Here is a 21846-nt window from a genome sequence, read left to right as displayed (position 1 = left end):
TTTTAAATTAACAGGAACTTCGAATGATAAGTTTTGGCTCAAAACGATGGATTTTTACTTCTATTAATCTTTCTTGATCTTCTATTTTTTCTAATAGAAGCTGTGCCGCTTTTTTCCCCATTTCAAAAGTAGGTTGTGAGATTGTTGTTAAGGGTGGATCAAATATATTTGCAAATGGAACTTCATCGATACCAATAATGGCCAAATCTTGAGGTATTATTAAACTGTTTTCTTTTACATAGTTTAATACCTCCATTAGAACTAAATCGTTCCCTGCTAATAATGCAGTTGGAGGTTCCTTGAGACGAAACATTTCTGACAAACCGTCTTTTATTTTTGCGACTTCTAAACCCTTAATATATTCATGATTCACAGGTAGATTATGAGCTTCCAAAGCTGTAATAAAACCTTTTATTCTTTCTACCCGGGGTGTTATATTTCGAATTAATGAAGTCGTAATCATACCAATTCTTTGATGACCTTTTTTTACAAAATGTTCAACAGCTAGATATGAAGCCCTTTCATTATTTAATAGAACTGAATCTACATTTACTTGTTCAACAATTCGGTCAACAAAAACGATTGGGTATCTTTCTTGTATCATTGCTTGATATAGATCTATGTTTCCTCCGGTTGGAAAAACAATTAATCCATCAACTTGTTTCGCTCTTAACATTTTTATATAATTAGCCTCTTTTGCCGGGTCATCATCAGCATTACATACGATAACATGTATGTCATGCTCTCTACACGTATCTTCGATAGAGCGAATGATCTGTGTGGAAAAGGTGTGTAAAATATTTGCGACGATTACACCAATTGTAGAAGTCCTTTTTTGTTTAAGACTTCTGGCTACAATATTAGGTTGGTATCCTAGAACACGGATGGCTTCCTCTATTCGTTTTCTAGTTTCAGGCGCCATGTACTCATATCGTTTATTTAGGTATTGTGATACAGTACTTTTAGAAACTTTGGCCATTTTTGCAACATCAGCCATCGTTACTCTTTTCATATAATAACTCCTCTTAAAAACCATTTAATCTAAACCGGTTTACTAAACCGATTTACTAAATCGGTTTAGTAGTTTTTGATTTCATTATAAGAAAAATGCAAGCGCTTATCAACATAATTTTTTTAAGTTTTAAAGTTCTATTTTCTGTAAAAAATAGCTGACCCAATAGTAAAGGATCAGCCATTATAGATAAAATATATTTTTTTAAACCTTTTCTTCTATTCTTTCTTCTCTACAGCATGGCCACCAAATTCATTTCGCAATGCTGCAACGACTTTTCCGGCAAAAGTATCTTCTTCTAATGAACGATAACGCATCATCAATGACAAAGCAATGACTGGAGCTGCAGTTTGCAAATCAAGAGCTGTTTCCACTGTCCATTTTCCTTCTCCAGATGAATACATGACTCCTTTAATACTTTCTAATTTTGGTTCTTTGCTAAATGCATGTTCCATCAATTCCATTAACCAACCGCGTATCACAGATCCATGATTCCATACTCTTGCAACTTCTTGATAGTCATATTTAAAAGGACTTTTTTCGAGAATTTCAAACCCTTCTGCGATAGCCTGCATCATTCCATATTCGATACCATTATGGACCATTTTTAGAAAATGGCCACTACCTACTTCACCTGTATAAAGATAACCATTTTCTACAGAGATATCTTTAAAAATAGGTTCAAGTCTATGAAATACTTCTTGATCTCCCCCAATCATTAGACAAGCACCTTTGCGTGCCCCTTCCATTCCACCACTTGTTCCAACATCGACAAAGTGAATTCCTTTTTCTTTCAGTTGCTTTGCTCTTCTCAAGGTATCCTTATAATTGGAATTCCCTCCATCGATTAAAATATCCCCTTGACTTAAATAAGGAACAAATTGATCAATGACTTGATCGACAAGTGCCCCAGCAGGAATCATGAGCCAAATGATACGTGGCGTATCTAGTTTTTGCACCATATCTTGATAATCTTTTGCAATCATTGCCCCTTCTTTTCCAATGAGTTCCATTCTTTCTTTATTTACATCAAAAACGACGACATCATGCCCATAATCCAATAAATTTAATACTAGATTAAAACCCATTTTCCCTAGTCCAACCATTCCAAGTTTCAACTACATTCACTCCTTTTAATGTTTATACTCACTTTTAATAGCGTTTAGTTGCAATGGCCTCGCGAATTTTTTGTAAGTTTTTAAGAGTTTCCTCTTGCCTTCGTAGTGATACGGCAACATATAGGACATCAATCAAAGCTAATTGAACAAGGCGTGATGTTAAAGCTTCAGAACGAAAGACAGTCTCCCTTGCAGTAGTATACAGAACATAAGTGACCTCATTGGATAGTGGAGATTTGAAATAATTGGTTAATCCAATTGTTGTTGCTCCATTTTTTTTCGCCAATCGTATTGCTCCGATCACATCCTTATTACTTCCACTATGGGAAATACCAATAGCCACATCTCCAGGACCAAGTAGTGATGCAGACGTAATCTGTTGGTGTCCATCACTGTAAGCATTACTGTAAATACCTGTTCGTATAAATTTATGGGCAGCATCCATTGCAATAGGAGCTGAGCCACCCGAACCATAAAAGTCGATTTTCTTAGCCGTACTTAACGTATCAACCACCGCTTGTAAAACTTCCGGATCAAATAATTGCAGTGTGTCTTTCATCGCTTCAATATTACTCGTAAATACTTTATTCGCTAATGTTAAAATTTCATCTTCTGGATGAAGCTCTTCATGTATATTTTGAATCGGTTCCACTATTTCACTAGCTAGGGCAATCTTAAATGATTGGTAACCTCGATAACCTAGTCGTTTACAAAACCTAAATACGGTTGCCTCAGCCACATGAATTTGATCCGCAAATTCGGTGATCGACATATGGATAATTTCTTTTGGGTGATTGACGATAAAATCTGCTATTTCTTTTTCTTTTGGAGACAAAAACGATGAAAGGGCTCGAATTTTTGCCAAAACTGGTGTTTGTTTTTCGTTCTTTTGCATTTGGTATCACCCCATTTTCCGTTGGTAATTGGCAATCATTGCAAATTGATCTTTCAATTAGTGCTTCACCTACACTATAAACTGCAAATGCCACCCCTTCTAAAACGGCACGAATGAAATGTTCCCGTTTATGTATTAATGAAATACCAAAGAAAACCCCTCGTGTATTCGCATCCCAGTAAGGAGCTCTTTCACCTGACAAATAAGATAAAAATATTAACCAATGTCTAGCCCCATTACATATCTTTGTTCCATGAGATCCTCCTATGAAGTGTCATTCTATGTTTATTATACTAAAATTTTTTCTTTTCAGAAGCCGTTTTCATGAAAATTTTTTTACATTGCATAAAAAAAGAAATGTACTCATTCGAATACATTTCAATTTCATTTCTATTCACCATCTTCATTATCCAAATCATCCCTATTATGTTTTACCTCATTTTCTTCTACTTCATTATGATCTTTTTGAATCGCAGGTTTTGTTTCTTCATCCTTATCGATGCTCTTTGAAACTTTTATTTCAATTTGTTTATTGATCAATTCCTTCTGATTTTCATTCTCATTTTTGTTTGTTTTTTCTTTTTGTTGCTTTGAATTTATTATTGACCCTTTTGGACCTTCTTGCTTATCTTCTGATTTTTTTGGTTGTGACTGAACTTTTTGAAGATCTGTCTGTTCATTGGAATGTGGTTGTTTCTCCGTTTTCTCTTGATGATCAATTGTTTTCAACGCTGGTTGTTGAAAGTGCTCCAATTCCCGATCTAATTCCTCTGAAGTAATCGTCCTTGTTATCATCTTCTTTAACTTTGGTTCTTTTTGTATCATTTCATAAATGGAATGATCTCTTATTTGCTCAAGGGAGATCGAATATCCCTGATTATTGGCTAAAATATAAAAAGCATATTTCCCAGTAGATAAACCATTTTTTTGTGCTTCTTCTCTAATTTTGGTTGATGTAGCTAATGTGATAATTGAGACATCTTTGATCTCATTTTCTTGTTTAGCCATCGATTGTTTGATTCTATTTTTCATCTCTTGTTCTGATACCTGATTTTCTCCTATATTGGTGACAGAAATCAAAACTTCTCCTTTTGGCTGCAAATACCCTTGCCTGTGTGCCTCAGCAAAAATCATTGCCGTCGCTTCATCGATCGGTCGATTTTTTATCGATTCTCCAATGGTTTGAATGATTGATTGTCCATCTGCATTTAATGCTTTTACCTCTAAAACCTTGCCACTTTGACTAACGCCAAGATCAATACTTGGATTAATATCAATAGAGACATACGCAGCAACTTCTTCAGACAAACCATTCCAAAATCCTGGTGCGCCAACGAGCAATAGAAGAAACACAGCGGCTATACTCCCAATCCATCGCATATTTCGTTTGGATAAGGAGAAGAATTTTTTTTCCCTTGGTAAAGTAAATGTGGTTTCTTCCCCAATCTCTACCCTTTTGTGGGGAACAACAGAAAGAAATTCTCCATCTTTGGTTAAAACAATAGCTTTGCCATTTGCGAGAATTTCCATCACAATACCACTTTTTTTCATCTTCCTACCCTCTTTTCCCGACCAACTTGTAAATACGCCTTTAAATGATGAAAATCATAAATTTTGATGATGGCTAATGCAATTAAATACTTGCGATTGCGTTCAAGCGTTTTACGGCTGACAGCTACTTTAGACAATAAACCTTTAATAGGTAAGGTTTTCGTTTCCAGCAAAAAGCCCACTAATTCTTGATCATTTGCTAATATATCCGCAATTTGAAAAAGATTTTCCCTTGTATCTTGATGCTTTGGTGAAAACTTGACCAAATCAGATAACGTAATACCATATTTGGCAATTTCTTTCGTGTAACGAATAATCTCTTCCTTTCGTTCCTCTCTTTGTTGTTGCTGATGATAAACATCAATCGATTGCTTCACTTCGACAAAGTTGATAACATGTTCTTCTTCGTCAGGTAAGTCAAACATCGTCATTGGAATCTGATTCAGATATTTACTTTCTTTTCGAATATAATCGATCAGCCTTCGTTTGATCACGGTATCTGCAAAAGTTAAGAATGAGCGATTTTGTTCAGGATGGAAGGAATCGATTGCTTCATTAAAAGCGGATAATGCAATGCTATACTCATCATCCTGATTAGGATCAATATATCTTTTACAAACCTTTGAACTTGTCTTGATAATAAAGGGTTGGTATTCTTTGATGATCTGGTTACGCAATACAGAGTCTCCAGATTGGATCAAAACGACAATCTCTTCTAAGTTTTGTTCTCTATCATTCGTTTTTACTTGTGCTTGATCTCGTTGATTATTGAAACGACGAAATATCACTATTTACACCTCGCACTATACCTTTCGTAACTAGATCACTCTTTACGGGGGTCTTCTTCTTCCCACTATACCTTAATCACAGGAAAAGGGGAATAGACAGGTTATACCCAATATAATAAAATAGGCTTGTATGTTCTATAAGCTGCGAGGTATTAGAGCAGTGTTAGAACATACAAGCCATTTCAGATCTTATAAGAGAGCTATTGCTTCCAATTATAGGTTAAGAAGTCTAAAATGTTTCTTTTCCTAAGCGTTTCAGTGCTTCTTCTGCTGTCATTTCTGTGTTTAACAATTTTCGAAAATCACCACTAGATGTAATTTTCATATGAAGATAAATATGAGGCTTATATTCCCGAAGAATGGCCATCAGCTCTTCTAATGGTACCTCGAAATCTGACGTTAACATTTGTTCGTTAATATATCCTACTAAAAAGGTCGTCTCGCTATGATCATCCTCGATCTCTTTAATCAATCCTAGAACTTCATCAATAAACTCTTCTCTAGTCATGCTGTTCCTCCATTAAAGTATAATCTCCTCATTTTGAAGTATACACCTTTTTCTATTCAAAAAAAATCCTCCTATAGGGAGGATCCTTATTTATTCGTTGTAAGATCTCGTTGTTGACTTAATCTTGACAATCGATTCTTTAATTGTTCTTGCCATTCTATATCGCCAATATCCCTAGCAAATGATAATAGTCCCAACGAAATATCGATTTGTGATTGGATGACTTCATGAATATCCCCGCGATTTACTGTGGAACAATCTTCAAAAAAATGCTCATCACGGATTTCTTTCATATAGCTTTCAAGGTTGACTCGTTTGGAACCTTCTGATTGGGCGATTTCTATCACCACGTCGATGTTCTCTTTTACTTTGGGATGAACTTCAACGTCATGACAAACTGGACAGTAGAGGATGGGAACTTGATTAATGGTAATTCCGTCTTGGTGAATCGTCCCAATTCCACCAATTTTACTTGCACCGCAACAAAAGTTACTCATCATTTGTTCCCTCCTTATTTTTTTTAAATATCAGAAAATTTGCTAAATTTTCTGATATTTTATTTCATTCTATCATAATATTAGAAAATAATAAATAGATGTTTACACCCATAAATTTTTCTAATATCATTTTTTCCAATATTTATGAAAAGTAGACAACTTTAACCAGGTTTCAGCGATTTCATCATTCCAGCCGACAGTGGTAATTTCTCCATTCGTTATCACTGGACGTTTGATCATCTTTCCATCTGAAGCTAAGATATCTAACAATTCTTCCTCATTTAGGGTTTTTATTTTATCCTTCATTCCTAATTCACGATAAGATGCTCCACTTGTATTGAAAAACTTCTTAATATCTACACCACTTTGTTTTATCATTTCTCTTAATTCTTCTTTTGTTGGTGGTTCTTCAACGATTTGCACGATTTCATAAGGAATCCCATGCTCATCAAAGAATTTCTTTGCTTTTCTCGATGTTCCACATTTGTTGTAATAATACATTTTTATCATTTTTTATCCCTCCATTGATAGTATTTCATTTCCTCATTCCAACCTTACATTCTGAATTTTTACAATTTTATTTACCAGGTTTATTTTCTTATTTTATAATAGCAGTAAAGGAGATGACCATACCGTGAGTTCAAATGATTATATATGTAAATCTACAAAGGAATTTTGGAAGGCCACTATTGCTTTAAGTATTGGGTCTTTTTTAATCTTCTCTAACCTGCATATGGTACAGCCGTTACTCCCTGTTTTTTCCCACCATTTTCATGTTTCGCCTGTTACTGCAAGTTTATCTCTTTCATTAGTTACGTTTACCCTTAGTATTTTTATGTTGATTTTTGGTCCAATATCTGATGCAATTGGCCGAAAAAATATTATGGCGATGGGTTTATTTGGTTCATCGCTCATGTCTATCCTCATTTTTTTCTCTCCTAATTTTTCTGTTCTATTAGTATTTCGGACATTACAAGGAATTTTTTTAGCGAGTTTACCGGCGATCGCTTATGCCTATATCGGTGAAGAGTATGAACGAGAAGCAATCGGAATTGCAATTGGCGTGTATATTAGCGGGAATAGTATTGGTGGAATGGGAGGGAGAATTATCAGCGGGTTTATTGCCGATCTTTTGGGGTGGCAATATTCCTTTTTAATTATGGGGATACTTGGACTTCTTTGTTTTGTTCTTTTTCTCGTCTTGTTACCTAATTGCAGACATTTTCATCCTCATCGTTTTTCGCTAAAAACAGGGATTATAGAAATGATTCAACATTGGAAAAATCCAATCTTACGTCAGGCCTATTATATTGCTTCCATCATTTATTTTATTTTTCTTGGGCTATTTAATTATCTCAGTTTTTATTTGCATCAAGCTCCTTATTACCTCTCTACATCGATTATTGGACTACTTTATATCTCTTATCTTGCTGGTACATTTAGTTCAACATTGTCTGGGAAATTGGATCAATTTTTATCGATCCCAAAAAGGGTGTTTTACGGTTTAGTGATTATTTTTATTGGAATCCTTCTCATGATGTTAAAACCGCTGATTTTGATCTTAATCGGTTTAACCCTTGTTGTCTTTGGTTTTTTCTTTGCCCATGCAGCCTCGAGCAGCTGGGTTAGCCTTCATGCATCTCGTGCGAAAGCAGGTGCATCCGCATTATATTTACTCTCGTATTATATGGGAGGTAGTATAGGAGGAACTCTTCTTGGTTATGTCTGGGATCCTTTTGGCTGGTATGGGGTTATTGGTGTGACAATCGTTTTGCTAATTCTTGGCATTATGATCAGTTTTAAGATGAAATCGATTCTTGCCGATCGCACAAAAAAAGAATGGGAATCGTTTCGTTTTCCATCCTTATAAGTCACAACCACACTCGTTGGAAATCGATGCAGTTAAAACAATTTGTTGTCCGTCTTTAGCAGCTTCTTCAAAAAGCAGCCGAACGGCTTTCCATACGAGATCATCTTTTCCTTTAATCACAGTACTCATCGATCCAACTTCAATGATCAATCCTTCTTTTTGAAGTGGCTCAAGTGCTTTTAATGCTTCAACAATCACTTTAGCAAATTCCTTTGTGGCTAACGGATAAAGCGCTAATTGACATGAGATCATATCCCATTCCCCTTATCCCAGCGAATGACAAAAAATCCTGCCCCTTGTTCTTGTTTTGCTTGCTTTACTTGTTCTCTTTTTTTCGCTTCTTTTTCATCAAATTCCATCACAGGAGGTAAATATAATCCCTTTTTGAGTTGAAAAGGATACGGAAGAAGGGTTTCAATTTCCTCTTCTTGATAGAGATGAGCTTTTGCAAAGAGATTGTTTGGATCTTCCTTCGCTTTTTTTGTATAAAGCTCACCCCATGGACTTTCTTTGCTCAAAAGCCCAATGACAAGACGGCCATTTGGTTTAAGCACTCTCATTGCTTCGAATAGAACTTTATTAGGATCATCCATGAATTCAATAGCGGTAACAGAGACAACTAAATCAAATGTTTCATTTTCAAAAGGCAACTGATGAGCATCACCAAGATGCCAATCAATTTTTAGCCCTTCTTTTTCCGCTTTTTCTTGGGCGATATTTAACATCTCTTTTGATTGGTCTAAAGCAGTTACTTTTAATCCCCTTCTTGCTAGCCAAAGACTATAAGTTCCTGTACCTGCACCTAGATCGAGTACTTTTTCGTTTTCCTTTGGTTTAGCCATTTCTTCAATCAATTCTTTTTCAACTTGATCGACAAAGCTTCCTAACTTCGATTCATACCATTGATCATAATCTTTTGCGAAAGCATCAAACCATGCCATATGATCTCTCCTTTTTTTTATTTTGTAGGCTCAATGATTTCAATTTCTACTTGATAGCCTGCATATTTTTTGACATTAAAAACACCTGTATCAAAAATCAGATATTGACCTTTCATTCCTATTAACTTTCCTTCAAAAATTGGCTGCTTGTCCAAATTGATGGAAGTTAGATTTTGAACCGTCTCTTCAATTGGATAAAGAAATTCATAAATCTGATCCACATCAAGTAAATAAGATTGATATTCTTCTGGAATCAAGGCAAGAATCTCTTCTCTGATTTTTCGTATATCTTTGTCTGCTATTTCCCCTTTTAACATTTTTCGCCAATTGGTTTTATCAGGAAGATGTTGAGATAAGAAATATTCCAGTTCCCCAGCCATTTTTCTTGTGGGCAGCTCGGCGATGGGAATCGACTGAATGGCACCCTGATCTACCCATCTTTTGAAGGCATTCGTCCTTCGTGTAAGCCCAACTTTTACATCACTACTTAATGCAAGATAGACATAATGGGGAACCATACAATGATGATCGCCAAATTCCGAATCTCGGCATGTTCCTTGATCATAATGACAGAGGTTGGGTTTCACAATACATAAGTCATTTTGGGGCAACTTGATAAAACAAGGATAACAATAACCGTTATTGTAGGTCTTCTTCACCTTTCTTCCACAATATATACAACGGATCTCCTGAAGATATTTCATTTTTATCGTTTGCCCTAAATATGGATTTAAAGGGATTTTTTCCTCTCCAAGTTGCAAATAATATTGAATAGGTTCTTTATATTCATGCTCTAATTCAAGTAATTGTCCTGAAAATTTCAAATCAAATCTCCTCTCGTTACAGAAGTCAGAAGTCAGAGATCAGAAATAAAAAAACTTTTATCGAAGTCTTTTCGGAGACTTAGTCAAGTCCTTCTTTAGCGGAATTTTTTATGCAGATAGTTCAGTTTATTTTCTATGCTTTTTTTGAAAGGCTTTGTTTTCTGTACCTTTCAATAGTCGTTCGATATTGGAGCGATGACGATAAAGAATGAAAACAGCAAAGAAAATAGCAGCCAATTTGACCGAAATAGCTACATTCATGAATGGCACGGTAACTCCTACAGTGATCGCCGCCAACATCGAAGATAGAGAAACGAATTTCGTGGTAAAAAGTACAATAACAAATACAATAGCACCATAAAGTATGGATAGGGGATTTAACACCAGCATGACTCCTGTGCTTGTTGCCACACTTTTTCCCCCTTTGAATCCAGCAAAGAGGGAATAAGAATGTCCGAAGCTTGCTGCGATACCAGCTGCTGCCCCTGTGGCTTCTCCACCCATCCCTAAACCGATAAGTGTAGGAATAATTCCTTTTAATATATCGACAATCGTAACAAAGAAACCCGCTTTTTTACCAAGAACACGAAACGTATTGGTTCCACCAATATTTCCACTACCATGATTTCGGATATCAATATTCTTATTTTTGCCAACAATTAAAGCCGTTGGAATCGCTCCAATGAAATATCCTATGAAAATGGCAAATAAAACCTTCATATTCTACCCCTTTGATCATATTTTTTCGATTATATCATATCAAAAGAGAAGTGGACAGAAAATACTGTTCTTATCGTTCGGTAAAACGAACCATTATTTTATCCTGTTGATTTGATTTTATGATGGGAATGCGAACTTCCAATAAACCATTTTGATATCTAGCATGAATCTTTTTACTATCAAAAGCAACAGGAATCGTCATTTTTCGAGAGAATTTTCCAATCTTTCTCTCTGATTTTACAATTTCTCCTTCTTGCGGTATATAACTACGATTGATTTCCCCTTCAACGATTAGCGTCTGACCCACGACCTTTAACTGAATATCTTTTTCATCCTTTAACCCAGGAATTTCAAGAACCAATAGGAGATCATGTTGCCTTTGATACAAATCGATAGGAATTGTCCTCGTTTGTGTAAGGTTTTTTTCGTTTAGATTAAAAAATTTCTCAAAAAAGCTTCGATATTTCTCCCATTCATTTTCAAATAGAGATGCATCCATATTGACAAAATCAAAGGGATTAAATGGCATTTTTTCTTTTCCTCCTTGGCACGATTCTTCTACAATTTATGCATTCTCTTAACTTGACGTACGTGATAAGGAATAATATTGTGTTAAAAAAACTGAACATGTGGGCTTTTATGGCCATATAATACATTATTAAAAGAAGGAAGGATGGTATCTATGCCTTCTATCGTGGGCGGAATCAAAATTAATAGTATTGGAAGCGGCGGAGTCGTTAACGTTGGTGATGCCATCTACATTTCCCCCAAATCTACATCAAAAAGCTATGCTGGTTCAGGGTCGTTTAATACGGGTGATTTCTTAAATAACAATAATGGATTAAGTTCAACCAATACGAATGACACGGACTTACTTGAAGCGGAACATTCCTTTAGCTCTTAATGGAAAAAAGGTGAGAAACATGAATATTTATGTGCATCAAAATATTATGATCCATCAGATTCGGATTCAAAGTATTGGAAACTCCTCTGTATTTCAAATTGGAAGTGCTGGAGTAATTAAACCATTATCCAATATCTATAATACCGGCGGGTTTACTGGGCCAATCCCTTCTCCTAGAAAACCACAGATTCCTTTAAGTCCTATTCCACCTTTCTTCAATCCAGACTTGAAAGGAGAATGAAGTATGTATCTAACTCCACAATTCGATAAATATATTCGTCAGCTCCATCATTATATCAAGCTGCAAAATCAACATATTCGTATGATGGAGGAAACCATTTTGCAACTACAAACAGAGATCGATCAAATAAAAAAGAATCAAAATCTTTCTGTCGGAAAAATTGAGTATAAATTTGACCAATTAAAAGTAGAAAGGCTAGAAGGAACGTTAATTATCGGCATGTCGCCAAATGGTGCTGGTACGATTGAAGATCTTTCTCTTGAAGATCAACATCGTGAAGATGTCCCAATTGCAACGAAGTCAGATCATCCCTTATTTAACAAAATTCGCGATTCGATCTTCCATTATCTCGAAAATGATATTTACAACGATCTCAAATCGATGGAAGAAAAAAAACAATTTCACTTAAAAGATGAAAATTATCGCCATTTACTGATTGAAGATATAAAAAAACAAATTGACGACCGAATTCACCTTTATCTCAATCAATTTGCGGATCAGAATGATGATAAAAATCAAGTTCAACAAAAGATTATTGAAAAAATAAAGCACGATATTCAAAATGGGATTCAAAATTTCTTTGATCATTTTTTTCATAAAAGGGGCGAAGAAAAGTGAAATTTCATGTGATTAACCATAATATATCTGTTGGCTATATTAAAGTTATAGGGATTACCAGTTCAGCTGTCTTTCTTATTGGCGACACCCATTATATTACAGCCTCTTCGATCTTTGATACCCCACCTGAAGCTGTGACCTTCTTACCGCTTGTACGTTTATAGGTACGAGGTGAGTTGATTGGTACGAACATCTGTCGTCAATTCGATTCATATTGAGCTTATCCTTTTTAATTCTGTGATTTTGATTGGTGATACCCAAGTACTAAAACCACGTTCTCGCGTATTTGCCATTCACAAAGGTTGGGAATATTTATATTTCGATGATAAAGAAGGAGAGTTTACCAAGTCTTCTCTTTTTTCACGTCCCCTTCCTCAGCCGATTATTTGGGAAAATGTGAATATCAATATAGAAAATAAGAACCCATTGATTAAAGTAAACCATGTTAAAATCAATGGGTTATCTACAGCGGCGGTCTTTCAAGTAGGATCGAACATGATCATTGATAATGAATCGAGAACAAAACATTTCCGTCAACTCCTTGCTCGACCATAACTCAATATATTGTCATTCTATGATGGGCGTGATCCTTAATGAGTCAGCCCTTTTTTTGACGCCTATTTTTTAAAAATAGGTTACTGTCCAGCGACGAAATACCCTTTCTTTCATAGATTAATAACAAGAGGGTCATATTTCACGACACGGAAGGAGCTAGTCCGATGATTTCACCAAGTCTTAGGCATCTTCTTCTATTCATCCTAATATTAATCGTCATCTTCTGGTTTATATTTCCTGAAGAATTTATGATTTCGCCGTATAGTGCCCACAAGTGGAGATGACCTTTTGGAGGGAAATCCTTCAAATTAAAAAAAGGGCTCATCAACAAGAGAAAGCCAGCATTTGCCTGGCTTTCTTCCCTTATTATTTCTTTTTATTGTTAAGAAACAGTTTGGATACAATTTCCTTAAAAGCAGGATTATTCATAATTTCAAAGATGTTTATATTTTCTTTTGGAGAATCTTTTTCTACCTTTTGCCCTTCCGTTAGTTCTTCTTCGTCTACGTTTCTTTGGAAGAATGGAAAAGGTGGAGGAGGTAAAGCCTTTTTTGGTTTTGCTTCAGCTGATTGTTCATTTGGTATACCAATTGACGCGAGCGACTTAACAACTTCCCTTAGTACCCCATTATCTTTGAATGCCATAGCCACGGTATACGCAACATTCATCCACATTTCTAATTGCCTGGCCATAATCGATAATTCCTTTGTTAAACCTCTCATATCGTCAATTTTCCCAACAATGTCAAAATTTTTAAAGGAAAATGATTCAGGAATAATCGCTGGGAACCGTGTCTCTTCCTGTTCTTCGACAACAAAGGAACGAGGTGTTCGTTTCTTTTGAGCACTTTTATTACTTACACGAGCTTTCGCTGATTTTTTTTTATGGGAACTCACGTTCTGAATCCCTCCTTAAGTTTTTCCCTGATTTGCCATTTCAATATATGCTATGACCTAAAAAGGCTGATGTTCGCCCATTTCTCTTTGTCCGTCTATTTTTTTCTCCGCCCAATTTTTGCTTTTTTTATATTTTCTAGGCTTTATCCCATCACCGATTTCTCCCTTTCCTAGTAAGTTATATTGTAAAGGAGGAATGTTTCGTGGCTGATCAAAGACCAACAAAGAAAGATTTTGTAGATTTGATTAATTCTGTCATGGGTCGAGAAGTAATGAATGAAGATCAACTTTCTCGTTTTTTGGAAGAGGCAAAGAAAGTCAAAGAAACAAAAGGTACGGAAGGATTACTTGAATATGTACAAAGAGTGACAAATGCACCAACAAGTAAAGATCAACTTCGAAGAATGGCAGAAGAAATCCAAAAGACAGGAAGTGTTGGCTCTGCGTTGGATTTTTTAAAAAATGAAAAATTACTTTCCGATTCTCAAGCCCAACAACTGCAAAAGGCTATTCAAAAAACTGCAAAGAAGAAGAGAAAAAAATAGAAAGGAGTTTTTTCGATGACTCCTTATTCCTGGCATAGGCCACCTTTTTATCCCCCGCCATTTTTTCACAGGTCTTTAGTGAATACTCAATATGTAAAGAAGATTATTTTTATTAAGCCTGATGTTTCTCCGCAGGAATCTTATTATGATTTAAGAATGTGTGGGATTAGAAAATTAAAATATTTAAAAGGACTCCATGCCTTTATTGGAAATGTTCCAGTTCACTTGCGAACGGATTTTCAAACACATCCTGTTATCTTTTCCGTTGAGGAAGATATAGAAGTCAAAATTCATGTTCCTATAAAAGGGAAAATATTTTCAAAACCGCAAGTGATTCCTTGGGGAATTAAACGAATCCATGCCGATCTAGCTTGGCCTGTCACACAAGGAAAGGGAGTTCGGGTTGCTATACTTGATACGGGTATCGCTTTTGATCATCCTGATCTTAGGCCCAATGTAAAAGGTGGGATAAATCTACTTAACCGTTTGTTGCCACCTTATGATCACAACGGACATGGTACTCATGTTGCAGGTATTGTCGGAGCAGTGAACAACAGAATTGGAGTGGTCGGTGCAGCACCAGAGGTTGATCTTTATGCGGTAAAAGCCTTCAATAAAGATGGAACAGCAAAATTATCGGATATTATTAAAGGAATTGATTGGTGTATTAATAATAAAATCAACATTATCAATATGAGTTTCGGCTTTAATGAACCTAGTTCTACTTTCCAAGAGGCCGTACGAAGAGCACATCAAGCGGGAATTGTCATGATCGCCGCTTCGGGGAATAAAGGAACGCGGGGACGATTAGAATATCCAGCTCAATTTCCAGAAACCATTGCCGTCACATCGATCAATAAAGAGGATAAAATCTCTGATTTCAGCACCATTGGACCTAATGTTGATTTAGCTGCTCCTGGTGAAAAGATTACTTCCACTTGGACCAACAATTCCTATCGTGAACTTAGCGGGACATCGATGGCTGTTGCCCATGTAACAGGTGTTGCAGCACTTATTTTAAGTAAATATCGCCTATCATCAGAAGAATTAAGGCATTTTTTACGCCAATCTGCCGAGCCCATCAAAGCATCCTCTTATGCCCAAGGTGCTGGTGTAGTGAATGCTTCGGTATTAGCAAGAGCAGCTGTTGAGTAAATCAACAGCTGCTTTTTTCATAAAAAGAAAGTATAAGATTTGGAGCAGAAAGAGAATTGGCAATGATTTTCCTATCTTTCTATGTTAATATTAGAGTAACTCATGAATGACGAAGTTCTAAATAGATAGATAAAATAGAATTCTGGGAGGGATTCCCTTTGAATAAAGACGCAGCATTTTTTTCGAGTATGGTTGTTGCCGCCATTTCGCTATTATCTACCATTGAAATTTATCCTTACTATGGAAGAAAAGGAGCATCAATTACAGTAATCGCCGCTCTTGTATGGATAGGAATCGGTTTCTACTTTAAAAAATCAAAAGGTTAGTAGATTTAAGTTTTTCTCACCAGTAAAAAAAGAACTCTTTTTAAGTGTCCAAAATTAAAATCCGTATATACTCATTCCACCATCAACAAAAATCGTATGACCTGTTACATAAGTAGAAGCATCGGAAGCTAAGAATACGGCTGGACCTACTAATTCTTTTACATCCCCAACGCGACATAAAGGCGTACGACTGATCACCTCATTATAGTACTCTTCGTTTGCTAATAGTTTCTCCGTTAATGGCGTCTTAAAATACCAAGGGGCAATCGCATTGACACGAACGTTGTATTTTCCCCATTCCAATGCTAAGGTCTTGGTCATTTGAATAATTCCTGCTTTTGTCGCTGCGTAAGCTACCCCTGTTCTTAAAGCAACATGTCCAGCGACGGAACTAATATTAATAATCGAGCCGTGTCTTTGTTCTACCATATGTTTTCCTACTGCTTGGCTAGCAAGAAAAACAGACTTCATATTCGTCTGAACAATTAATTCCCATTCTTCTTCGGGAACTTCAAGGGCAGGGGTGCGAATATTCATCCCAGCGTTATTGATAAGAATATCGATTTTTCCAAAGGTATGTAGAGTTTGCTCCACCATTTTTTCGATCTCTTCTTTTTTCTTTACATCCGTAGAAATGCCAATCGCTTTTCTCCCTTTTTGTTCAATCTCCAAAACTGTCTGGTCAATATCCGATTGTGTTCTAGCTACGACGACAACATCGGCCCCTGCATCTGCCAACCCTAAAGCCATTGCTTTACCAATACCTTTTCCAGAACCAGTCACAATAGCTACTTTACCTTCTAGATTAAACAAGTCCATCTCATTCAACTCCTATTTCAACATTATTTTATCATTTTAGAAAATGATGAAAGAATTATCAATAAAAAGAAAATAAAAAACCCCCTTCTATTTATCATATAGAAGAGGTTATGAGGGGGTTGTGAAATCCAATTACCCTAAGGCAATTCGATCGTCTACGAACTTTTCACCTTTTAACTCTTCAAACGCATGAATTAAATCAGCAGGAGTCATTTTAGCTTTTTGCAACTCATTTAGTTCCAGTACGATTTCACCCTGGTGCATCATAATTAAGCGATTCCCTAACTTCAAAGCTTGATCCATATTATGAGTAATCATTAGAGTCGTAAGATGTTCGCGCTCTACAATTTTTTCCGTAAGATGAGTGATTAATCTTGCTCTTTTTGGGTCAAGAGCGGCTGTATGTTCATCAAGAAGCAAGATTTTAGGTTTTGTAAAGGTGGCCATCAATAAACTTAATGCTTGGCGTTCTCCTCCGGAAAGCAAACCCACTTTGGTTTCCAAGCGGTTTTCTAAGTTTAGTTCCAATGACTCAAGGGAAGTTCGGAAGAAATCTCTAAGATTTTTATTTAATGCTAGGCGTAATCCCCTTTTTTTGCCTCTTTTATATGCCATGGCTAGATTCTCTTCAATGGTCATTGTAGGAGCCGTTCCTGCCATTGGATCTTGAAATACTCGACCTATATATTTTGCCCGCTCACTCTCACTTAAATGGGTTACATCTTCACCATCAATGACAATGGATCCGCTATCCACTTGATAAACACCTGCAATGGCATTCATTAATGTTGACTTTCCAGCGCCATTACTACCGATGACCGTCACAAAATCCCCTTTATATAAATGAAGGTCGATATCGATAAGTGCTTGTTTTTCATTTACGGTTCCTTGGTTGAATGTTTTAGATATTTTATTCACTCGTAACATTGATTTTCCCCTCCTACGCGATCTAGCCCTCTTTGGTTGCTTTTTCCATTGAATAATCAATCGATTGAATATTTTTTTTAGCTACTGCTTCTTTTTTCTTCTTTTTCAATGAAAAGCGAGGAAGAGTAAGAGATAAGATAACAAGTAAGGCTGTAATCAATTTCATATCGGTAGGACTAAAACCTGGAAGATAAAGGGCCAAAGCAATAACCAATCGGTAAATAATCGCTCCACTAATAACTGCAAATGTAGCTCTTTGAATCGAACGATCACCAAAGATTGCTTCACCTATTATAACGGAAGCAAGGCCAACCACAATCATTCCGATTCCCATTTGAATATCGGCATAACCTTGATATTGTGCCATCATCCCACCAGACAAGCCGACCAATGCATTAGACAAAACCAAACCAACAATCGTTGAATAATCGGTATTGACACCCACACTTCGAATCATTGATGGATTATCACCTGTTGCCCGAATAGCCAAACCTAATTCAGTTTGCAAGAACCAATCGATAGTTTTCTTTACGATGACGACAAAAACAAGTAAAAGAATGGAATATAGCCAATCATTGAACGCTGATGTGATAACGGAATTCCCTAAAGACTGGGTTATCATTTCTTTTAAATAGTTAAATGGGGTAAAAATCGTATCAAAACGAAAAAGGGAAAGATTCGCTGTCCCCATGATTTTCAAGTTAACCGAGTAGAGGGCTGTCATGGTTAGAATCCCTGCTAATAAACTATTTACTTTTCCCTTTGTATGCAATACTCCAGTGATGAAACCTGCAATTCCACCGGCAAGTAAGGCGAAAAGTAATGAGAAAAATGGGTTGAACCCTTTTGTGACCAATAAGGTAGAAACGGCAGCCCCCAATGGGAAGCTACCATCTACCGTTAAATCAGGATAATCTAAGATACGAAAAGCCAAATAGACACCTATTGCCATTAAGGCATAGATCAACCCTTGTTCAAACGAACCAATGACTACATTCATAATGTTCCTCCTCTAGCTGTCATAAAATCAAAATTATTCAATCACTTCATCCGCTTTCTTTAACAACTCCTCAGAAAGTTCAACTCCCATCCTTTTCGCTGCTTTCTTATTCACGATCAGTTTCATATCTTTTTGCGTTTCAATTGGCATGTCTTGTGGTTTTGCTTCACCTTTAAGAACTTTTACCGCCATTTCCCCTGTTTGATAACCTAATTTATAATAATCTAATCCATAAGTAATTAAACCGCCTTTTTTGACAGAGTCACCTTCACCTACGACAACTGGAATCTTAGTTTGTTCAGCAACCATTAAAACCGAGTCAAGTGCTGATACAACAGTATTATCTGTAGGAACATAAATCGCATCCACTTTTGCCGCAAGAGCATCTGCCGCTTGTTTTACTTCGGAACTATTGGTAATCCCTACTAACTCTAGATTAAGTCCTAACTCTGGTGCAACTTCTTTTGCAATCTTGATTTGAACTTCTGAATTAGCTTCCCCTGTATTGTAAATAATCCCTACTTTTTTAGCAGAAGGTTTTACTTCTTTAACTAAAGCTAACTGATCCTTCACTGGATTCATATCCGTGGTTCCTGTTACATTTGTTCCAGGTTTATCCATTGACTTGACAACACCAGCGGTTACTGGATCCGTTACAGCTGTGATCAAAATAGGAATATCTTTCGTTTGTTGTGCTGCTGCTTGCGCAGAAGGTGTAGCAATCGCAAAGATCATATCAACCTTATCATTGACGAATTTTTGTGAAATGGTAGTTAAGTTTTGCACTTGACCTTGAGCGTTTTGATAGTCTAATTTCACTTGTTTTCCGTCCTCATACCCGTTTGCTTTTAGCGCATCAATAAATCCTTGTCTCGCGGCATCTAAAGATGGATGTTCTACAATTTGAAGGATTCCGATTATTTTTTGCTTTTCGTTTGCAGCCTTTGAATTATTCGTGTCTGTAGTTGTTGATGTTGAACAACCAACCAAAGATAAAATACTCATTATAAGTACAAGAATCAAAGTTCCCCGAATCCACTTTTTCATATCAATCTCTCCCTACTTTCTATGTAAATTCGGTCTGCTTTATTACTTATATGCTTAAACGTATATAAGCTGCTTTAACGCGTATAAGCAATAAAGTTTTATTGAATTAATGATAACAAGTTTTTAGCCTTTTTACAATCTATTTTTTTGCACAATAGCAAAAGTAGATGACACTTCTGTGCCATCTACTTTTGTTCTTCTAATTCTCTTTTTGCTTTGGAAAGGATCATTTTCGCTTTCAGATAATCCTCATCCATAATCATTTTGTATTCATACAAATCTTGCAGTTCAAGCTCCATCAACACAAGATCATCCAATTGATTTTCTGTATAAATGAATGTACCAAACTGTTTTAATAGATCTCGAACAAACATTATGTCATTCCCTGACATTAGCTTTCTTTCTTTTCGTTTTCATCTAAAATATCTTTCGTTGCATTTTTAAACTCTTTAATGGTTCGTCCAAACGCACGTCCCACTTCAGGTAGTTTGCTAGGTCCAAAAATGACCAATGCAATGACTAAAATCAGAATTAATCCAGGAATACCAATATTATTTAACATCGAAAACACCTCCATGAAATATTAACCACAATATATTAAAGAAAGGTTTCAATTATTATAGATTTAATGCAAAAAAAATGCCAATCACAAACCTCAACTTTAGCCATTCCTAAAAGAAGTTTACTCTGACAATCTGTCATAATGTGCGATTTTGTCAAAATAATTTACTTTGGTTCAAGCTGATAAGTCTCAATTTTTCGATAAAGATTTCGTAAACTGATCCCCAAAATCTGAGATGCTTTTGTCTTATTCCAATCACATTCCTTTAAAACTCGCTCAATATGTTGTCGTTCCAATTCTTCTAAAGAAATCAGTTCCCCTTTTTCTTCGTTCTTCTCTTCTTCATTCAAGTTAGAATTGATCCCTTGAGGGAAAATATCATAAGCTTGAATTATCTTACCCATTGACAAGAGAACTCCTCGTTCAATTAAATGGGATAATTCACGAACATTACCTGGAAAATGATATTGAGATAATGCTTGTAGTGCTTCTTTGCTCAACTTTTTTTCCCCATAATAGGTTTGAGATTTTTTTAGAAAATATTGTGCTAATAAAGGAATATCCGATTTACGTTCTCGTAATGGGGGGACAATTAGTTTCATTACGTTCAGGCGAAAATAAAGATCTTCGCGAAACTTTCCCATCTCTATCTCTTTTTCTAAATTCCGATTGGTTGCCGCTACTAGACGAACATCTACCTTACGCAATTGATTATCTCCCACACGGCGAAATTCCCCACTTTCTAGAAAACGTAATAATTTCACTTGTAGAGGCAATGGCATTTCGCCAATCTCATCAAGAAACAAGGTTCCTTTATGGGCCATCTCAACTAATCCCTTTTTCTCGCTAATAGCACCGGTAAAGGCTCCTTTTGCGTGGCCAAATAATTCACTTTCTAGCAGGTTTTCCATCAGAGCACCTGAATTGATGGCAATAAATGGTTGATTCGCTCGATCACTCCATGCATGAATGGCTCTAGCAATCAGTTCTTTTCCTGTTCCGCTTTCACCTTCGATCAAAACTGGTACATGACTTTTGGCCACACGTTTTGTCATTTCTAACAACATTTTCAGTTTTGGATGTTCGCCGATGATTTCAAATTGGGAGCCTTCAGATTGTAAAACTTCCTTCAATCGTTGATTTTCTTCAAATAGTTGTTTCTTTTCAATCGCTTTTTGAATGATGACATCTAATTCTGAAAGGTTATAGGGCTTGGTCAAATAGTCATATGCTCCTGACTTCATCGCTTCAATCGCTGTTTCTACTGTTCCATGACCAGTAAGCATGATCACTTCCATATCAAAAATCAGTTTCTTGGCTTCCTTTAGCAGTTCTATTCCGTCCATCCCCGGCATTTTAATATCAAAAATCCCAACATCATAATAAATCTCTCTCATTTTCTTAACCGCTTCTTCTCCTGATAGCGCCCCATCCACTTGATATCCTTTTCGCTTTAATCGCTGAACCAATAATTGCAATAGATCTTCTTCATCATCGACGACGAGAATGCGAATTGATGGTTCCAT

At 36.1% G+C, this 21846-nt stretch carries 30 protein-coding genes and 1 pseudogene; 9 read left to right on the top strand and 22 right to left on the bottom strand.

From position 1 onward, the window contains the following. Positions 1–7 precede the first annotated feature (7 nt). The 9 genes and pseudogenes from ACMW72_RS08610 to ACMW72_RS08570 form a co-directional block, all read right to left on the bottom strand. Positions 8–1012 (bottom strand): LacI family DNA-binding transcriptional regulator, encoded by a 1005-nt coding sequence (locus ACMW72_RS08610; RefSeq protein WP_418368421.1) that lies wholly within the window; start codon positions 1010–1012, stop codon positions 8–10. A 218-nt stretch (positions 1013–1230) separates the two neighbouring features. After that, positions 1231–2130 carry a phosphogluconate dehydrogenase (NAD(+)-dependent, decarboxylating) gene (gene gnd, locus ACMW72_RS08605; protein WP_418368420.1) on the bottom strand — a complete coding sequence of 300 codons (900 nt, stop codon included), beginning with the start codon at positions 2128–2130 and terminating at the stop codon, positions 1231–1233. A 34-nt stretch (positions 2131–2164) separates the two neighbouring features. Next, a complete protein-coding gene (locus tag ACMW72_RS08600) occupies positions 2165–3025 on the bottom strand; it encodes a MurR/RpiR family transcriptional regulator (RefSeq protein WP_418368419.1) in 861 nt (286 codons plus the stop codon). Between the two features lie 58 nt (positions 3026–3083). Beyond that, a pseudogene (locus tag ACMW72_RS08595) lies at positions 3084–3245 on the bottom strand (FGGY-family carbohydrate kinase); the annotation flags it as partial. A gap of 170 nt (positions 3246–3415) precedes the next feature. Then, the gene (locus ACMW72_RS08590; RefSeq protein WP_418368418.1) at positions 3416–4576 is read right to left on the bottom strand and encodes an anti-sigma factor domain-containing protein; all 1161 of its coding nucleotides are present in this window, start codon (positions 4574–4576) and stop codon (positions 3416–3418) included. Beyond that, positions 4573–5364, bottom strand: coding sequence for an RNA polymerase sigma-I factor (gene sigI / locus ACMW72_RS08585; RefSeq protein WP_418368417.1), 792 nt, complete (start codon positions 5362–5364; stop codon positions 4573–4575). Before sigI ends, ACMW72_RS08590 begins: the two co-directional genes overlap by 4 nt. 229 nt (positions 5365–5593) lie before the next feature. Beyond that, positions 5594–5872, bottom strand: a complete 279-nt coding sequence (locus ACMW72_RS08580) for a hypothetical protein (RefSeq protein ID WP_132770189.1) — start codon at positions 5870–5872, stop codon at positions 5594–5596. 86 nt (positions 5873–5958) lie between these two features. Further along, on the bottom strand, positions 5959–6372 hold the full coding sequence (locus ACMW72_RS08575; protein WP_418368416.1) for a hypothetical protein: 414 nt from the start codon (positions 6370–6372) through the stop codon (positions 5959–5961). Between the two features lie 123 nt (positions 6373–6495). Continuing rightward, a complete protein-coding gene (locus ACMW72_RS08570; protein WP_418368415.1) occupies positions 6496–6879 on the bottom strand; it encodes an arsenate reductase family protein in 384 nt (127 codons plus the stop codon). 124 nt (positions 6880–7003) lie between these two features. Here ACMW72_RS08570 and ACMW72_RS08565 point away from each other — a divergent pair, with 124 nt between their 5' ends. Beyond that, complete coding sequence (locus ACMW72_RS08565; protein ID WP_418368414.1) at positions 7004–8239, top strand: MFS transporter; 1236 nt, start codon at positions 7004–7006, stop codon at positions 8237–8239. Here the strand turns inward: ACMW72_RS08565 and ACMW72_RS08560 are convergent. The 5 genes from ACMW72_RS08560 to ACMW72_RS08540 all read right to left on the bottom strand — a co-directional run bounded on the left by ACMW72_RS08560 (position 8234) and on the right by ACMW72_RS08540 (position 11253). After that, positions 8234–8491 (bottom strand): YkoF family thiamine/hydroxymethylpyrimidine-binding protein, encoded by a 258-nt coding sequence (locus tag ACMW72_RS08560; RefSeq protein WP_418368413.1) that lies wholly within the window; start codon positions 8489–8491, stop codon positions 8234–8236. The two genes, ACMW72_RS08565 and ACMW72_RS08560, sit on opposite strands and share 6 nt — an antisense overlap. Further along, positions 8488–9180, bottom strand: a complete 693-nt coding sequence (locus ACMW72_RS08555) for a class I SAM-dependent methyltransferase (protein ID WP_418368412.1) — start codon at positions 9178–9180, stop codon at positions 8488–8490. The genes ACMW72_RS08560 and ACMW72_RS08555 overlap by 4 nt, the downstream gene beginning before the upstream one ends. A 17-nt stretch (positions 9181–9197) precedes the next feature. After that, positions 9198–10004, bottom strand: coding sequence for a DUF2797 domain-containing protein (locus tag ACMW72_RS08550; RefSeq protein ID WP_418368411.1), 807 nt, complete (start codon positions 10002–10004; stop codon positions 9198–9200). A gap of 126 nt (positions 10005–10130) precedes the next feature. Then, positions 10131–10724 (bottom strand): glycerol-3-phosphate 1-O-acyltransferase PlsY, encoded by a 594-nt coding sequence (gene plsY / locus ACMW72_RS08545; protein ID WP_418368410.1) that lies wholly within the window; start codon positions 10722–10724, stop codon positions 10131–10133. 70 nt (positions 10725–10794) lie between these two features. Beyond that, positions 10795–11253, bottom strand: coding sequence for an Hsp20/alpha crystallin family protein (locus tag ACMW72_RS08540; RefSeq protein ID WP_418368409.1), 459 nt, complete (start codon positions 11251–11253; stop codon positions 10795–10797). 153 nt (positions 11254–11406) lie between these two features. Here ACMW72_RS08540 and ACMW72_RS08535 point away from each other — a divergent pair, with 153 nt between their 5' ends. From ACMW72_RS08535 to ACMW72_RS08515, 5 genes are read left to right on the top strand one after another with little or no spacing between them, the layout of a single operon-like run. After that, positions 11407–11628: a spore germination protein gene (locus tag ACMW72_RS08535; protein ID WP_418368408.1), complete on the top strand. Its 222-nt coding sequence runs from the start codon at positions 11407–11409 to the stop codon at positions 11626–11628. Positions 11629–11647: 19 nt separating this feature from the next. Continuing rightward, positions 11648–11869, top strand: coding sequence for a spore germination protein GerPB (locus ACMW72_RS08530; RefSeq protein WP_418368407.1), 222 nt, complete (start codon positions 11648–11650; stop codon positions 11867–11869). 3 nt (positions 11870–11872) lie between these two features. Next, a complete protein-coding gene (gene gerPC, locus ACMW72_RS08525; protein ID WP_418368406.1) occupies positions 11873–12487 on the top strand; it encodes a spore germination protein GerPC in 615 nt (204 codons plus the stop codon). After that, positions 12484–12651, top strand: coding sequence for a spore gernimation protein GerPD (locus ACMW72_RS08520; RefSeq protein WP_418368405.1), 168 nt, complete (start codon positions 12484–12486; stop codon positions 12649–12651). The genes gerPC and ACMW72_RS08520 overlap by 4 nt, the downstream gene beginning before the upstream one ends. Positions 12652–12667: 16 nt before the next feature. Then, positions 12668–13042, top strand: coding sequence for a spore germination protein GerPE (locus ACMW72_RS08515; protein ID WP_418368404.1), 375 nt, complete (start codon positions 12668–12670; stop codon positions 13040–13042). Positions 13043–13408: 366 nt separating this feature from the next. Here ACMW72_RS08515 and ACMW72_RS08510 read toward each other — a convergent pair whose 3' ends face one another. Beyond that, complete coding sequence (locus tag ACMW72_RS08510) at positions 13409–13939, bottom strand: hypothetical protein (protein ID WP_418368403.1); 531 nt, start codon at positions 13937–13939, stop codon at positions 13409–13411. 203 nt (positions 13940–14142) lie between these two features. Between ACMW72_RS08510 and ACMW72_RS08505 the strand changes: the two genes are divergently transcribed. The 3 genes from ACMW72_RS08505 (at position 14143) to ACMW72_RS08495 (ending at position 15965) form a co-directional block, all read left to right on the top strand. Next, on the top strand, positions 14143–14484 hold the full coding sequence (locus ACMW72_RS08505) for a hypothetical protein (protein ID WP_418368402.1): 342 nt from the start codon (positions 14143–14145) through the stop codon (positions 14482–14484). Between the two features lie 15 nt (positions 14485–14499). Next, positions 14500–15639 carry a S8 family peptidase gene (locus ACMW72_RS08500; protein ID WP_418368401.1) on the top strand — a complete coding sequence of 380 codons (1140 nt, stop codon included), beginning with the start codon at positions 14500–14502 and terminating at the stop codon, positions 15637–15639. Between the two features lie 158 nt (positions 15640–15797). Continuing rightward, positions 15798–15965 carry a hypothetical protein gene (locus ACMW72_RS08495; RefSeq protein ID WP_418368400.1) on the top strand — a complete coding sequence of 56 codons (168 nt, stop codon included), beginning with the start codon at positions 15798–15800 and terminating at the stop codon, positions 15963–15965. Between the two features lie 54 nt (positions 15966–16019). Here ACMW72_RS08495 and ACMW72_RS08490 read toward each other — a convergent pair whose 3' ends face one another. The 7 genes from ACMW72_RS08490 to ACMW72_RS08460 all read right to left on the bottom strand — a co-directional run bounded on the left by ACMW72_RS08490 (position 16020) and on the right by ACMW72_RS08460 (position 21846). Then, positions 16020–16784, bottom strand: coding sequence for an SDR family NAD(P)-dependent oxidoreductase (locus ACMW72_RS08490; RefSeq protein ID WP_418368399.1), 765 nt, complete (start codon positions 16782–16784; stop codon positions 16020–16022). Between the two features lie 132 nt (positions 16785–16916). Then, the gene (locus ACMW72_RS08485) at positions 16917–17711 is read right to left on the bottom strand and encodes an ABC transporter ATP-binding protein (protein ID WP_418368398.1); all 795 of its coding nucleotides are present in this window, start codon (positions 17709–17711) and stop codon (positions 16917–16919) included. Positions 17712–17733: 22 nt separating this feature from the next. Then, entirely contained in the window at positions 17734–18711 is a 978-nt protein-coding gene (locus ACMW72_RS08480) for an ABC transporter permease (protein WP_418368397.1), read from the bottom strand. Positions 18712–18744: 33 nt separating this feature from the next. After that, positions 18745–19758 (bottom strand): ABC transporter substrate-binding protein, encoded by a 1014-nt coding sequence (locus tag ACMW72_RS08475; protein ID WP_418368396.1) that lies wholly within the window; start codon positions 19756–19758, stop codon positions 18745–18747. 185 nt (positions 19759–19943) lie between these two features. Further along, positions 19944–20132, bottom strand: coding sequence for a YqgQ family protein (locus ACMW72_RS08470; RefSeq protein ID WP_418368395.1), 189 nt, complete (start codon positions 20130–20132; stop codon positions 19944–19946). A 17-nt stretch (positions 20133–20149) separates the two neighbouring features. Continuing rightward, entirely contained in the window at positions 20150–20320 is a 171-nt protein-coding gene (locus tag ACMW72_RS08465; protein ID WP_418368394.1) for a twin-arginine translocase TatA/TatE family subunit, read from the bottom strand. Between the two features lie 164 nt (positions 20321–20484). After that, the gene (locus ACMW72_RS08460) at positions 20485–21846 is read right to left on the bottom strand and encodes a sigma-54-dependent transcriptional regulator (RefSeq protein WP_418368393.1); all 1362 of its coding nucleotides are present in this window, start codon (positions 21844–21846) and stop codon (positions 20485–20487) included.

It is taken from the genome of Tepidibacillus sp. LV47, from assembly GCF_048381575.1.
Classification (GTDB): Bacteria; Bacillota; Bacilli; order Tepidibacillales; family Tepidibacillaceae; genus Tepidibacillus.
This window is presented reverse-complemented; position numbering and strand designations above follow the sequence as displayed.